The sequence below is a fragment of the Desulfomarina profundi genome, assembly GCF_019703855.1.
GTDB classification, from domain to species: domain Bacteria; phylum Desulfobacterota; class Desulfobulbia; order Desulfobulbales; family Desulfocapsaceae; genus Desulfomarina; species Desulfomarina profundi.
In genome coordinates, this window is the sequence record NZ_AP024086.1 from 3,939,905 (window position 1) to 3,953,995 (window position 14,091).

13 protein-coding genes, 1 pseudogene and 1 riboswitch are annotated in these 14,091 nt (G+C 46.2%); of the genes and pseudogenes, 11 read left to right on the forward strand and 3 right to left on the reverse strand.

What is annotated here, in order from left to right; all coding sequences use genetic code 11:
* Positions 1-26 precede the first annotated feature (26 nt).
* Positions 27-2,321, forward strand: coding sequence for a serine protein kinase PrkA (locus LO777_RS18160; RefSeq protein ID WP_228855239.1), 2,295 nt, complete (start codon positions 27-29; stop codon positions 2,319-2,321).
* Positions 2,322-2,337: 16 nt separating this feature from the next.
* Positions 2,338-3,021 (forward strand): hypothetical protein, encoded by a 684-nt coding sequence (locus tag LO777_RS18165; RefSeq protein ID WP_228855240.1) that lies wholly within the window; start codon positions 2,338-2,340, stop codon positions 3,019-3,021.
* Positions 3,022-3,041: 20 nt separating this feature from the next.
* Here LO777_RS18165 and LO777_RS18170 read toward each other — a convergent pair whose 3' ends face one another.
* Positions 3,042-3,821 carry a sirohydrochlorin cobaltochelatase gene (locus LO777_RS18170; RefSeq protein WP_228855241.1) on the reverse strand — a complete coding sequence of 260 codons (780 nt, stop codon included), beginning with the start codon at positions 3,819-3,821 and terminating at the stop codon, positions 3,042-3,044.
* 300 nt (positions 3,822-4,121) lie between these two features.
* Between LO777_RS18170 and LO777_RS18175 the strand changes: the two genes are divergently transcribed.
* The 4 genes from LO777_RS18175 (at position 4,122) to LO777_RS18190 (ending at position 8,663) form a co-directional block, all read left to right on the forward strand.
* A complete protein-coding gene (locus LO777_RS18175) occupies positions 4,122-5,657 on the forward strand; it encodes a DUF3373 domain-containing protein (RefSeq protein ID WP_228855242.1) in 1,536 nt (511 codons plus the stop codon).
* 175 nt (positions 5,658-5,832) lie between these two features.
* A complete protein-coding gene (pgeF, locus tag LO777_RS18180) occupies positions 5,833-6,576 on the forward strand; it encodes a peptidoglycan editing factor PgeF (RefSeq protein WP_228855243.1) in 744 nt (247 codons plus the stop codon).
* Between the two features lie 7 nt (positions 6,577-6,583).
* A complete protein-coding gene (locus LO777_RS18185) occupies positions 6,584-7,258 on the forward strand; it encodes a response regulator (RefSeq protein ID WP_228855244.1) in 675 nt (224 codons plus the stop codon).
* A complete protein-coding gene (locus LO777_RS18190) occupies positions 7,239-8,663 on the forward strand; it encodes a sensor histidine kinase (RefSeq protein ID WP_228855245.1) in 1,425 nt (474 codons plus the stop codon). The genes LO777_RS18185 and LO777_RS18190 overlap by 20 nt, the downstream gene beginning before the upstream one ends.
* On the opposite strand, the gene LO777_RS18195 is transcribed toward LO777_RS18190, so the two are convergent.
* Positions 8,621-9,361, reverse strand: a complete 741-nt coding sequence (locus LO777_RS18195) for an endonuclease/exonuclease/phosphatase family protein (RefSeq protein WP_228855246.1) — start codon at positions 9,359-9,361, stop codon at positions 8,621-8,623. The two genes, LO777_RS18190 and LO777_RS18195, sit on opposite strands and share 43 nt — an antisense overlap.
* Positions 9,362-9,719: 358 nt before the next feature.
* Between LO777_RS18195 and hemC the strand changes: the two are divergent.
* From hemC to LO777_RS18215, 4 genes and pseudogenes are all read left to right on the forward strand, one after another.
* A pseudogene (hemC, locus tag LO777_RS18200) lies at positions 9,720-10,334 on the forward strand (hydroxymethylbilane synthase); the annotation flags it as partial.
* 92 nt (positions 10,335-10,426) lie between these two features.
* Complete coding sequence (locus LO777_RS18205) at positions 10,427-10,612, forward strand: hypothetical protein (RefSeq protein ID WP_228857416.1); 186 nt, start codon at positions 10,427-10,429, stop codon at positions 10,610-10,612.
* A gap of 118 nt (positions 10,613-10,730) precedes the next feature.
* A riboswitch (cobalamin riboswitch) is annotated at positions 10,731-10,915 on the forward strand.
* A gap of 128 nt (positions 10,916-11,043) precedes the next feature.
* Positions 11,044-11,190, forward strand: a complete 147-nt coding sequence (locus LO777_RS18210; protein ID WP_228855247.1) for a hypothetical protein — start codon at positions 11,044-11,046, stop codon at positions 11,188-11,190.
* Positions 11,191-11,205: 15 nt separating this feature from the next.
* Entirely contained in the window at positions 11,206-12,099 is an 894-nt protein-coding gene (locus LO777_RS18215) for a DMT family transporter (protein ID WP_228855248.1), read from the forward strand.
* Positions 12,100-12,115: 16 nt separating this feature from the next.
* Here the strand turns inward: LO777_RS18215 and LO777_RS18220 are convergent, their stop codons facing one another.
* Positions 12,116-12,748 (reverse strand): DUF533 domain-containing protein, encoded by a 633-nt coding sequence (locus tag LO777_RS18220; protein ID WP_228855249.1) that lies wholly within the window; start codon positions 12,746-12,748, stop codon positions 12,116-12,118.
* 686 nt (positions 12,749-13,434) lie between these two features.
* Between LO777_RS18220 and LO777_RS18225 the strand changes: the two genes are divergently transcribed.
* Positions 13,435-13,761: a hypothetical protein gene (locus tag LO777_RS18225; protein WP_228855250.1), complete on the forward strand. Its 327-nt coding sequence runs from the start codon at positions 13,435-13,437 to the stop codon at positions 13,759-13,761.
* The last annotated feature ends 330 nt before the right edge of the window (positions 13,762-14,091 follow it).

Consider the following 14,091-nt stretch of genomic DNA (forward strand, 5'->3'; position numbering starts at 1 on the left):
ATAGATTTGACAGGGATGGTGATGACATGCGTGATCTGACAAATGCCATGGAGAATCTTGCAAAACATGAGGGGCAGAACAACAGCCGGCCTGTACTTTCCTTTGCAGGTTTTCTTCAGGAAGTGATAGCGCGACCTGAGCAGCTTATCCGCGATGTCTTTCAAGTTTACGTGGACATGATCAACACCTACATGTGTGACGAGGAAGAGGACTGTGGAGATGATACGGAGTCCATTGGATTTTTAAAATATGATTGTACCCGTCTCTTTGTGGAAGGGTCAGACAGACCCTTTTTTGCGGACAGACTGTTTGCCAATCGGTTGATGCGGCATGTGGAATCTTTCAAGGTTGGCGGAAAACAGAATAAGATATTTATTTTTGATGGACCGCACGGCAGTGGTAAATCGACCTTTCTCAATAATCTCCTCAGAAAATTTGAAGAATATGCCAATTCCCCGGAAGGGTCCCGGTACGAAGTTGTCTGGCGCCTGAAACATGACCGACTGGTGGGAGGAGTGCACAGCCTCAATTCCCTGACCAACAAACTTGCCTGGGTGTTTGAGAGTGAAGGCAAAAGTGAACTGGCGGATGAGTTGAAATGTGCCTGTAACGACAGCAGAGATCTTGCCGGCACATTTGATGTACCCTGTCCCAGTCATGATCATCCTCTTTTGCTGATCCCGAAAGATGTCCGCCGCCGGTTTTTTGACGATCTCTTTGAAAATGACGAGATAAAATGGCACCTGTTTACAGAGAAGAGTTATGAGTGGATTTTTCAGGATGAACCATGCACTATCTGCAGTTCCATTTATGATGAACTGTTGAAAAAGCTCCAGGATCCGACAAAGGTTCTGGAGTGTGTTTTTGCCCGACCCTATGTCTTTAACCGAAAACTGGGCGAGGGAATTTCTGTTTTTAATCCCGGTGACAAACCGCTTCGTCACAATGTGATGAGTAATGAAATGATTCAGAGGAGGCTGAACAGTGCCATGGATGGCGCCATGCGGGTCAGTTATCTCTATTCCAGGTATGCTAAAACCAATAATGGCATTTATGCGCTGATGGATATCAAATCCCACAACACTGACAGATTGATGGAGTTGCATAATATTATCAGTGATGGGGTACACAAGGTTGAAGATATGGAAGAACGGGTCAAATCCCTGCTCTTTGCCCTGATGAATCCGGAGGACAAGAAACTGTTGAAAGACCTGCATGCCTTCGCAGACAGGGTTGAATACATAAATATCCCCTATGTTCTTGATCTGAAAACAGAAGTTGACATTTACAGGGAGAATTTCGGTAAACATATTGATGAGAGTTTTCTGCCGCGGGTTCTTCATAATTTTGCCAGGGTCATTATAGCAACCCGCCTGAGAACAAAATCAGAGGCGATGGAGGAATGGATTGACAGTCCTGAAAAATACGAGATGTACTGCGACAGGCATCTGCAGCTGTTGAAGATGGAAATTTTCACCGGCCATATTCCAGAATGGTTATCTGAAGAGGATATAGAAAATTTTAATGCCAAAAGGCGGCTGAAGATAATTGCGGAATCGGAAAAAGACGGCTGGAAAGGATTGTCTGGCAGGGATTCTATCAGGATGTTTAACGAGTTTTACACAACCTATGCCAAAGATGACAAGCTTATAGATATGTCTATGCTGGGCAGGTTTTTCAGAAAATTCTGTAAGCAGGATCGGGATATTCTTCCCATGGGTTTTCTTGATTCACTGTTGAGGATGTACAATTACACAGTGCTGCAGGAGGTCAAAGAATCGCTTTATTACTATAATGAGGAGCAGATTTCTAAAAATCTTATCAACTATATCTTCGGAGTGAACTTTGAGGTGGGGGCTGTGGAATTCTGCGAGTTTACCGGGGAAAAGCTTGAAATTACAGAAGAATTTTTCAGGCTGGTGGAGACCCAGTTGCAGATAGAGGCCGGGGATGCACCAACATTCAGAGCAACGACCCAGAAGGCTTATACTTCAACAGCGCTGACCCAGGAGATGCTCCGGGACGGGCTGCCCATTACCGAGACGACGCTCTATACCCATCTTTATGAAAAATATGTTCACAACCTGAAGGGCAGGGTGCTGGAGCCTTTTCTGAAAAATGAAAATTTTCGTCGGGCTGTAAAAGATTTCAATCAGGAGGAATTTAAAACTTACGACCGCAAGATCCAGGATGATGTCACCTATATGATGGAAAACCTGCAGAAGAAACATCTCTATTCCCGTCAGGGAGCCAAGGAAATCTGTATCTATGTCATTGACAATAATCTTGCCGAGGAATTTTCCAAAAACGGTGTAACCTGAGAGGCCTTGGTTTGTAGTGTTTTACCACCAGCATCCTTATGAAATTTTCATTCCGCCGGATGCGGAAAAACTGATAGTCGGTACCCTCCCACCTCCGCGATTTTCCATTGGTGAGCTGAAGGAAAAGGATGTGGATTTCTGTTACGGCAGTTGTGATGGACTTCTCTGGCCATTGCTGGATGAGATTTTCTCACTTTCTCTCCTCTATGACAACTCCAAAAGAGCTGTACAGCAGAGAAAGGAATTTCTCTGCAGGCAGCGAATTGGGATCTGTGATATTGTAGCTTCCTGTAAGCGTGAAAAAAAGGACGCGTCCGATCTTGGCATGCGGGAAATCAGGCTGCGGAATATACTTGCTCAACTCCATGCACACCCTTCAATCAAAACACTTCTCTTTACAGGGGGTAATTCGCAAAACGGCCCGGAATACCTCTTTCGCAAACAGTTGAAAAAGCATGGCCTGCAGTTGACCCTTGTCCGGGATATTCTTCCCAGAAAGCATGTGTTCCGTTTTGAAAACAGAGAAGTAACAACATTTTCTCTGATCTCTCCGTCAAATGCCGCAAATCGGGCGATAGGTTCCAACAGGTCATATAAAACCCGAAGGCGACATGACCCCTCTTATTCAGTGTTTGATTTTCGTCTGGAACAGTACCGTGAGGTTTTTCTGGAGCAGGAAGCAAGTTTTCCGAGAAGCTGAAAACGTTGTGAGCGATTCTGTCAGGATTGATTTCCGAAAGGGATTTCGGTGGCTTCCTCAATATGGCGGATTATCAGTCTGTCAAACCCCTTCAATGTGCCGAGACCCTGCTCTATTGCTTCGGTCTTTATTCCTTTTTTTCTGAATCGGGACTGCCAGGATGTATCGTTTGTTCCCGCAATATCCCTTTCATAATGCATACCGGCAACGAGAAAGAAGGGAATGAGCCGTACCTTTCTGAACCCTTCTGAGGCGATCTCATCAACCAGGCTGGTTGTATCCGGAAAATCTTCCACTGTCCCCACGTAGATGCTGTTTCCAAAATGGCGCCTGAGATATTTTTCCAGACAGAAATAACCTGTCCATGCCGGATGTTTTGTTCCGTGACCGATGAGAACAGTGGCTGTATCAGAGGATGATGCAATAAGGGGCTTCAGAATGTTGCAGATTTCAGTGTAATCGGATGGGGAGGTGAGAAGGGGAGAACCAGAGAAGCAGGGTAATTCCATTCCGGACAGTATTTTTTTTAAACTGCTGAATTCTGTTCCGGGAAAAAGGTGCAGGGATTGTACCGTAACTGAACGATATCCTGTTCTGGCAAGGTGATGCAGCAATTCCTTCGGTTGACGAATCTTTTTTTCTGTTTTGCGGTTGAGTCTGCGGGTAATTATCCGCGATGAAAATGCCCATAATATTTCCCGATCAAGGAAGTATTTTGAGATTTTCTCATGGAGACTCTCGTAAGTTGAAATTGTCTTTGAGGTCGTACCGAAGGCAATCATTACAACAGGATTTTTCATTTTCAGGCTCGCTGGAGGAAGGTCAATGGGCAGTTATATGACATTTCAATCCATAAAATTTACTCAAATTTCAGAGAAAAAGAAGTTTTTTTGACTCTTTCCCTCTTTTCCTGTTATTTTAATGGTGTTTATTTGTAGGTCATCTGTTTTTTTGATAGAATGTTGACAAATGCGACTGAGTGGGATAGTAATTCCCTATTATATTAAATACTGTTTTTCTTTAATCATCAGAGAAAAGTTTTTGTTGGAATTATTAACCCCCGTAAAGGGATACAAGAGAAAATTGAGGGAGGAAATACAATGGTAAAGAAGATTTCCGTAATTGCACTGGCAGGGATGTTGACTCTGCCGGCCCTGTCAATGGCTGGTGCCGGGCCGAATGTTGCTGATATGGAGAGAAAGATTGAAGAGTTGAGTCGTCAGCTCGATGAGCTGCGGGCGGCCATGGCTGCGCAGTCCGAACAGAACCAGGCCCTGGCGCAGAACGTGGAAAAGCTCGACGGGAATGTGGAGGACCTGGGAGAAAGTCTGGAAGATCTTGATGATCGTTCAGAGGATTGGGATCTGGCTGCACGCTTTAAGCTGTATGGTGATTTCCGTGCCCGAATGGATTTTTACAATGCCGATTCTGTTTTTGGCCGCTCAGTTGACAATGATACCCTTTTCACCAACAGATTCCGTCTTAATATGCGTGTCAAGGCTACTGAAAATGTAGAATTCAAGGGTAGACTGGCGATGTACAAAACCTGGGGGAATCAGTCGGCTTTTACTGATGCAAGTGGAGCCATGTATCCTCTTTTTGACGGCAATGTAACAAGATCACCAGTTGGTTCCAGTGCTCTTTATGTGGACAGGGCTTTTGTGAACTGGAATAATATCGCCGGCCTTCCCATGTGGTTCTCCATTGGACGTCGGCCGACTACAGATGGACCTCCTGCTCAGGTTCGCATGGGAACAGACCAGCGGATGGCAACCCCTATGGCCTTTATGGACTGGCCCTTTGATGGTGTGTCCCTGGGGTATGCCTGGAGTTGGGGTGTGGAGAGTCTTGGAACCAGTCGGGTGCGGTTCTGCTATGGACGTGGATTTGAGGCTGGCCTTCAGGATGAGTCCAATCATCTTGACGATACCGATTTTGCCGGTCTCAGCTGGGATGTCATGAAAAAAGGTAACAGGTTTGCCTATATTCAGAGCTTTATGGCATTTAATCTTTTCAACTATCCGAATTTCCAGGATCCGATTATCAATGCCAATTTTGGCAGCATGAGTGGTATGGGTGATAGAAGAAGTCTCGGCAATATCCTCCATACTTCCGGTGTATTCCAGGATAAGATTGCTGATTTCAACTATTTTATTGCCGGTGGCTGGTCACAGACGAGGCCCGATTATGATGGTCTCCTTAATGATCCTTTCAGCCCGACAGGACCTAATACCGACAATGAAAATGGGTATTCCTTCTATGCCGGTATCAGGTACGATCTGGATCAGGTCGGTTTGAAATTCGGTGCGGAATTTAACTACGGTTCGGAAAACTGGCTGGCTATGGCTCCGGGACATGATGAAATTTATCAGTCCAAACTGGCGACTCGTGGTCAGGTTTATGAGGTGTATACCATCTGGGATCTTCCCACTGGTGAGGCAATTTCCAAATATGCAAAAACATTTGTTCGTTTGGGATACCAGCACTACGAGTATGACTATTCCGGTTCCGGAGACTGGAATTTCGCACCATATGACCTGAGTGATGCGGGAGATCGTGCTAAACTGCAGATGATGGGAATAGATCCAATTGAGAAAGCGGATCAGGTTTATCTGACCTTTGAGGCTTTTTTCTAAGATTTTTCTGCTATTTCAGTTAGAAGCAGTTATTCTTAACGGGAATATCCACTGTTGTGGATATTCCCGTTTTTTTGTTTGCCCGGTTGGGATGACTGTTTTACTCTGTGAGGTGTGAGGTGTGAGGTGTGAGGTGTGAGGTGTGAGGTGTGAGGTGTGAGGTGTGAGGTGTGAGGTGAAAATTGAGGAAATTCTGGCGGTTGACGGTTGTGCCTGCCGGTATGGCTTTTTCAACAGATATGGAGGTGGTAGTTTTCCCCCGTACGATTCCCTGAATTGCAGTTTTGGGGTGGGGGACAGGGAGGAGGCTGTCCGGGAGAATCGGATGGTAATTCAGGAGAAGATGGAAAGTCCTGTTCTTCTTTCGGCCCGCCAGGTCCATGGAGATACAATTTTTTCCCTGAAGACTTCCCTGGAGGAAAACAGGGAAGTTGACGGTGTGGACAGCCTGATAACGAATCAGAGGGGTGTTGGTCTTATGATTCAGCAGGCAGACTGCCAGGCGGTTCTTCTTCATGATCCACGGGAAAAGGTTATTGCAGCCATTCATTGTGGATGGCGGGGAAATGTTATTAATATTCTGGGAAAGACAGTGAGCCGCCTGCAGTCCGATTTTGGTGTTTTACCCGGCAATCTATATGGGATTATCAGTCCTTCCCTGGGGCCATGTTGTGCCGAATTTATCCATTATAGAACGGAACTGCCGGACTCGTTCCTCCCTTTTATGGTTCGTCCAAGTTATTTTGATTTTCGGGAAATTTCCAGGCAGCAGTTACTCGATGCCGGGTTATCGGATTCCAATGTAAGAATGGATGGAAGCTGTACCAGTTGTTCTGAAGATTTTTTTTCCTACCGTAGAGCCAGACGGCAGGGAGATGGTATTACTGGTAGAAACTGTTCCGTAATTATCATGGATTGAGGAAAAAATGCGCATACTCATTGTAGAAGATGATGCTAAAATAAGCTCCTTTATCGCAAAAGGTTTCAAGGAGTCAGGTTTTAATGTGGATGTTTGTGGGGACGGTGAGTCTGGTTTGAATCAGGCCCTGACAAATGAATATGATGCCGCTGTGATAGACCTGATGCTTCCCCGCCTGGATGGCTTGAGTTTGATCGAATCCCTGCGGACGGAAGGAGTGAATACTCCTGTCCTGATTCTCAGTGCCAAACAGTCAGTAGATGATCGAATCCAGGGATTGCAGAGGGGAGGCGATGATTATATGATCAAACCTTTTTCTTTCAGTGAGCTTCTGGCAAGGATAAAAGCCCTGATACGCAGGGACAGGAAATCCACTCTGCCAACCTCCCTCAGTGTTGGAGATTTGGAAATGGATCTGCTGAAGCATGAGGTGTACCGGGGAGGAGAGAAAATAGAATTACCGGCCAAGGAGTATGCTCTTCTTGAATATATGATGCGCAATGCAGGGGTGGTTCTCTCCAAAACGGCGATTCTGGAACGTGTATATGACTACTCCTTCGATCCCCAGACCAATGTGGTGGATGTCCTTGTCTGCCGGTTGAGAAATAAGGTGGACAAGGATTTTAACGAAAAGATGATCCATACAGTCAGGGGCGTGGGCTATGTCCTTAAAGCTGAGTAGAGAGGATATTTCCTGGTCAAGAATAAAACGGGCCTTGCCCCTGTTTCTCCTGCTCTGGTTTGGTTGTGGATTGCTGGCTGCCCTGCTTCTTTTTACTGTTCGGGGGCGTCTGCAGGAGATCGAGAGGGGGACAACCAGGAAAATGCTCAACGATTACCTGGCAGCTGGTAATTCAGTGGATTTTCACCTCGGTCTTATTCCCATGGGAAGTCGGGAGCCGTTGCGGGGGCTCGCGTTTATAAGAATGGTTCGTGGCATTGACCATGTGATTCTGGTCAATGAACATGGTGAGAATCTGGATATTAAGGCCCTGGTTAACCTGCCTCCCATAGAGGAGGGAGTCTGGCTCCATATCGGCAGCGGCAGGGAACAGAGAATATTGACCATTGTTTCAGGAAAATATGGGGATAATGTTCTTGTCCAGGCGGGTATGGATAGTCGTACGGTTTACAGTATCTACAGAAGGCTGGAAAAACAGACGGTACTGACTGTTCTTCTCAGTTCTCTGGTTCTTTTGCCACTTGCACTGTTGTATGTCAGGTTGAGCCTGGAACCGCTTGTTTCAACAGAGAAATCAATCAGTGAGCTTATTCAGCGGCCGAAAACGACTCTTCTCCCCGAACAGGGTAACGGACCGGAGCTGGACAGGCTGTATAAACAGATCAATTCCCTGCTCGTTCAAAATCGCCAGCTTGTTAAGGAGATGCAGGATTCTCTTGACAATGTCGCCCATGACCTGCGTACACCTATGACCAGGTTGCGATCCGTAGCCGAATATGGACTGCAGGCCGATAACGATAGTGGTAAGCTGAGGGAGGCCCTGTCCGACTGCCTGGAAGAATCGGAACGGGTGCTGGCCATGTTGAAAATCATGATGAGTGTGGCGGAAGCGGAATCCGGAACCATGCGTCTTGACCTGCAGCGATGTGAAGTCGGTGAACTTCTGGCGGAAATTGTCACTCTCTATGAGTATGTCGCCGAGGAAAAAAAGGTGAAAGTCAGTTTTGAGATGGAGGAGAAAGTTTACCTGATCATTGATCGGACAAGAATTTCTCAGGTCTGGGCCAATCTGCTTGATAATGCAATTAAATACGGAAAAGCAGGGGGATGGGTGAAAATATCTGCCGGAGTTGAGGGAAGATACTGTCTGGTCGTTTTTGAAGATAATGGTATGGGTATTTCCGAAAATGAACAGGGACGTATCTGGGAGAGATTGTACCGGGGGGATCGCAGTCGCTCGGAAAAAGGCCTGGGTCTGGGATTGAATTACGTGCGAGCGGTGGTTGAGACCCACGGGGGAAGCGTAACGGTCAGGTCTGTCCTGCACGAAGGCAGCCACTTTGAGGTACGACTGCCCCTGGATCAGCTCGCAATACAGGAAAAATCACAGACCAGCGGGGAGTGATCAGAGAGCCTGACATCGGGAATATAGAAATTGTCAATTCGTATTCCCTCGCTGTGGAGAATAAAGTCGATCTGCCGTTGCGGAGCATGGCTGGGATGCGAGGGGGCATTGCCAACGTTGGCATTTTTCAGGCCGGTTGCAGCCAGAAAAAGGCTTAACTCGCCACTGCCCCAGAACGTGTTGAAGTCTCCGGCAATGATCAGCTCCTTGTCGGTTTTCAGCGTCAGATTATGCAGATATTCCAACTGGTTCTGCCTGTGTCTGTACTTGAGCGAAAGGTGAACGATAAAGATGGCGATTTCCTGCAGATCTGTCTGGATAACCAGCCTTTTCACACCCTGTTCAAAGTAATGAAAGGTATGGCTGATTATTCCCTGCCGGGTCAGCAGGGCGTTTGACTGTCGGTTGAGCAGGGGAACGATCTGGGCGATGGAGTCCCCTGGATATTTATTCTCCACAACGTACTCGAACCCCAGTTGTCTGGCAATGGTTCTGGCCTGGCAGAATTTCCCGGATCTGTAGGAGCCGGAGTCCACCTCCACCAGAGCGACAATATCAGGATTGACGGATGAGATAAAATTGATTATCCGCTGGAGATTGACATCAGTTTTTTTAAAGAAACCGGAAAATGGCAGGGGCAGATGATAACCGTTTTTATGTCCGGTTGCGTAACGTATATTGTAGAGAAGTAATCGCATATTGATATGATACTGATTTCAATTGCAGTTAGCAAATTCAGCAGGTAATTAACCCGAAATTTTCCTGAATAATATGTTGTCAATTTCATTCCTGATGAGGTTCGAAATTCAGCCTGATTAAGCATGTATATCTCCGCCATGGCTCAGTTTTACAGGTAATCTGAATTTAATGAGACAGCTTTGCCTGAACTGATGAGGAATTTGGGTTAAAATGAGATTTCCCCACGGCAATCCATATGGTAGGTTGCCTGAAACCTGAAACAGTGACAACTTCAGGGAAAAATAACGACTGGTAATATGAATTTTAATCAGGACCTGACTCATGATAACCATTGGATCAAGAAAAAGTAAGCTTGCCATGTGGCAGACGTTGACAGTGGCAGAGGCACTGAATGAAAGCGGCATGGAAACACGGATTAACAGTATGGAAACCCGGGGAGACAGGATTCTCGATGTTTCCATTGCAAAAATAGGCAGTAAGGGGGTTTTTACTGAAGAGCTGGAGGAACAGCTCGCATCGGGAACAACGGATATTGCTGTCCATAGTGCCAAGGACATGCAGTCCCGCCTGCCGGATGGATTTGCCCTTATAGCCTTTACAAAGAGGGAAAAAGTCAATGATGTTCTGGTGAGCAGAGATGGGACTATTGATCTTGAGGATTCATCACGCCCTGTGAGAATCGGGACTTCTTCGGTGAGGAGAAAAGCCCTGTTGCGTCATTACTATCCCCATGTGAAGACGGTGGAGATGAGGGGAAATCTCCAGACCAGGATCGGCAAAATGGACAGTGGTGCCTGTGATGCCCTGATGCTCGCTTATGCCGGCGTGAAACGCATGGAATATGATGACCTGATTGTTATGGAATTTGATGAAAAAACATTCATCCCTCCCGTCGGTCAGGGATGTATTGCCATCGAGGCATCAACATCCCTGGATACTGCGAAACTGAGTCGGGTTCGTGACTGCCTCAATGACGTTGACAGTGAAGTGTGCCTTCTGACTGAACGGGCTTTTTTGAAAAAATTGGAGGGGGCTGCTCTATACCGGCTTTTGGTCTGGCGGTTCTGGAGGGTAATGAGATTATTCTTCATGCCGGTCTTGCCAGTCTCGATGGACAGCAGATTATCCGCCGAAAAGAGAGTGGTGCCAGGGAAAATGCTGAAAAGATAGGAAAAAGAGCTGGAGAATATATACTTAAAAATGGGGGTCGGGAAATGCTGGCTGAGATTCGAAGACAGCAAAAAGACTGATACAAAAAACAAGTGTTTGTTTTGTATGATTCTGTATTTGCATGATTTATCTGTTATTTGTGTATTTATACTGTCCTGATGATAACTCTTTTCTGTTGACTGTAATATAAGAAAGCGATAATCTGAATTGAGTCAGGGTGTCGCTTATGTTTGCGACCAAAAGGGAACCCGGTGAAAATCCGGGACGGGCCCGCCGCTGTAACCGGGGACGAAAATCGCACAGGCCACTGGATCTGTTTCGGGAAGGCGCGATGATTAGGAAGAGCCGGAAGTCAGAATACCTGCCTTGATCATTTTACAAGTGCCCCGGGTTTGGGAATACTTGTTATCGTCTTGTATCTGTGGTGAAATCAGGGCCCCCGGATCAGAAACTGGTTCGGGGATTTTTATTTTCCGGACCTTGTCCTGGAAATACAACTCTGGAGGAAATCATGGATAGGAAGGAATGGGCATATGCAAAACAGGCCGCCCTGTCTGCAAAAGACTGGGATATTTTTCAGGCAATTATCAGAAACTGCAGAAAACTGTTGCATCCACCTCTCCGGCAGGTTGCCGTTGGGGGAGGAAAACGAGGGTAAGGAGCTCAAGGGCGTGTGACAAAATCCCGATTACAGGAACTGCTTCCGGTACTGGCCCTGTTACTGGCCATGGTGCTTTGGGCCAGTTCTTTTATTGCTCTGAAGATTGCTTTTGTGGAGTATGATCCTGTAGTTGTGATTTTCGGGCGTATGCTGGTGGCAACACTTTGTTTTCTCCTGGTGGGCAAACGTCTTGCACGTTCACTGGATTATCGTGCCGGGGATTACAGGCTCATTCTCTTCATGGCATTCTGTGAGCCATGTCTCTATTTTATTTTTGAAGCAAAGGCTGTCGAAAATACTACAGCCTCACAGGCAGGCATGATTACGGCCATGCTGCCTGTTCTGGTGATGGTGGCAGCATCACTCATCCTGAAGGAAAAAGTGAGCTGGAGAGGATGGCTTGGAGCCCTGGTTGCTGTGACGGGAGTCTGCTGGCTGACCCTGGAATCGTCCCCGTCCTCTGATGCACCAAATCCTGTCCTGGGCAACTTTCTGGAGTTCATGGCCATGGTCTGTGCCACGGGTTATACCATTGCCCTGAAACGTCTGACCAGCCGCTATTCTCCTTTTCTGCTCACTGCAGTTCAGGCACTTGTGGGCAGTTTCTTTTATTTTCCACTGCTTTTTCTGCCGGGAACGGTCATGCCGAGTGCCTTTCATCTGTCTTCGGCTCTGGCCATAGTATACTTGGGGGCGGTCATCACTCTCGGGGCATACGGTCTGTATAACTATGCCGTGAAATATGTTCCTGCCAGCAGGGCTACACTGTATGTCAATCTCATCCCTGTGTATACCGTCATACTGAGCTGGATGATACTCGGGGAAACCTTTTCATTGACTCAATGTGTTGCAGCTCTGGTAATAATCGGCGGTGTTTATATCAGCCAGGTAAAAAACAACACCTGAATATCTTCCTGATTTTTTATTCCGCCCCTGTCTCAATACCTTTTCTGGTTTCCACGTCAAGAGCCAAAGCCTGTGCGAACCGATCAAACCATTGTCTCTCTTCCGGAGTGTCAATGGGTACAGATTGTACTGCCAGGGTATACATGGCCTTGCAGACGGCAGGGTCTGCAATGTTCTCTGCCAGTTCTTCAACGGATTTCGGGTTGCGCATCTGTTCCAGAAGAAAGTCATTTTCTTCCCAGCTCAGTTCCGCCTTTCCAAATTGATCGAGTATCGCTTTTTTCTCATCTTCATCGACAAAGCCATCGGCGTAAGCGGCACTGATTATTACCTGGATCATTCGTATTGCCAGCTCACTGTTATCAAGATTTACTGTCAATTCCCGGGGAGGAACAGGTGGAGGTGGCGGGCCGGAGCCAGGTGGAGGCGGAGGGGGTGTTGCCTGGGAACTTCCAGGTGGAGGAGGAGGGGGAGGAACCTCTTGCTGTCTGTTTTGATCTTTCAAGATTTCAAAAGCGCCAACCCCGAGACCAATTGCTGTCATCAGTCCTCCACTGGAGGCAAGATTTCCCAGCATTGATCCTTTACCCCTGCCGGAACCGATCACTTCCTGTACGAGTTTTCCAAGGAGTTTTTCTGCATTAAACATGGTTTTTCTATTTTTCAGGGTGAGATGTTAATTTTTCTATAACGGCTCCAATCCGACTGAATTTCATGGATCATCATATCTTCTTGTATATTCCTACCCCTCTCATGCTGATTTGACAAGATTCTTTTTCAACCTAAATCCTGCAATTGGCAAGTTTTCGGAGATGCGAGGCATCAAGGGCGCAGACGTATTAACATACTTCAAGCACTTGATAACGAAGCAGATTCGATAAAATTGCCAATCCCCCAGGGCAAGGGAATAAAGAAAAAACAATCTCACTCTAATAGTGAGTAGTATAGCCCCTACTGCGATACGATAACTATCTGTTTATACTGTATAAATATTTTTTCTTTATTCCCGAAGTGCAGGATTTAGGTTCAAGTTGAAGCGAGCAATAGAATTGCAAATTACGCACGAGACTCAGCCTGGTAACATATCGCATCTCCAGGTTGGCTGCATTTTATGAATAGTCAGAATAAAATTTGCGCATCCCAGTGTTCCATGGGAAAAAAACAGGCGGAAACTTAAATAAATATTCAGATAACTTATTGAAAATATGTGTAAATATCTTGTGGCATGTTGTTTGCAGTAAAAGGAGTGCGTTTGCATGCAAAGCAGAATTTTTTAAAAAGGTGGATCCGGGAGAAAACCGGGTTCGATGGAATCAACATTTTAAGGAGTTAATAATGAGAAAGTATATTTTGGTGGCGATGGCTGCCGCACTCATCTGCATGAATTCGGGGATGATGGCAAATGCCACCCAAAAGGCCAAAAATGCGACGGTTAAAGGAACAACAGCTGTCCAGAAGCAGGATCAGGCCCAGCAGTCTTTTTCCGGGCTGGTGAAGAAAAGTGGTAAGATTATTTTCCTGGAAACCGATGAGGGGGTTTTCCGGTTGAAGGGAAAAGATCTGCAAGATTTTGTCGGCAAAAAGGTTGCTATTCTGGGAACTATTAATTCCCAGAATGGTTCCGAGCATATTGTTGTAGCCAAGGCGGTTATTACCCAATAGCTTTGAAGTATTGCAGTGCCACACCATGTAGAACAGATGGGAAGCGTCTTCGCATCTGTTCTGCACCTGTCATTGTGTTTTTTTCTTACCACTTTTACCCTTTCCAATTTATTTCTTCTGCAGTATCTTACCGCTCTTTTTATTAAAAAAATCTTTGATTGTATAAAGAATCATTCGGTTTTTTTGCGGTCGGGAGCAGCAGTGTATATACTTTAGAGTGCGAATCGCTTTTATTGTTGCTTTCAATACTTATTTATGATGATCTTGTAAAAAGTCGTTCAACGTTCTCAGATGGACTCTGGAAAAACTTCGATATACAAGGCGTGGCGG

Bases quoted from the DNA above. Each gene is read 5' to 3' on its own strand.
- LO777_RS18160 (WP_228855239.1), top strand. From the start codon at position 27: ATGCGTGATCTGACAAATGCCATGGAGAATCTTGCAAAACATGAGGGG.
- LO777_RS18170 (WP_228855241.1), bottom strand. From the start codon at position 3,821: ATGAAAAATCCTGTTGTAATGATTGCCTTCGGTACGACCTCAAAGACA.
- LO777_RS18175 (WP_228855242.1), top strand. From the start codon at position 4,122: ATGGTAAAGAAGATTTCCGTAATTGCACTGGCAGGGATGTTGACTCTG.
- LO777_RS18185 (WP_228855244.1), top strand. From the start codon at position 6,584: ATGCGCATACTCATTGTAGAAGATGATGCTAAAATAAGCTCCTTTATC.
- LO777_RS18190 (WP_228855245.1), top strand. From the start codon at position 7,239: ATGTCCTTAAAGCTGAGTAGAGAGGATATTTCCTGGTCAAGAATAAAA.
- LO777_RS18195 (WP_228855246.1), bottom strand. From the start codon at position 9,361: ATGCGATTACTTCTCTACAATATACGTTACGCAACCGGACATAAAAAC.
- LO777_RS18210 (WP_228855247.1), top strand. From the start codon at position 11,044: ATGGATAGGAAGGAATGGGCATATGCAAAACAGGCCGCCCTGTCTGCA.
- LO777_RS18220 (WP_228855249.1), bottom strand. From the start codon at position 12,748: ATGTTTAATGCAGAAAAACTCCTTGGAAAACTCGTACAGGAAGTGATC.
- LO777_RS18225 (WP_228855250.1), top strand. From the start codon at position 13,435: ATGAGAAAGTATATTTTGGTGGCGATGGCTGCCGCACTCATCTGCATG.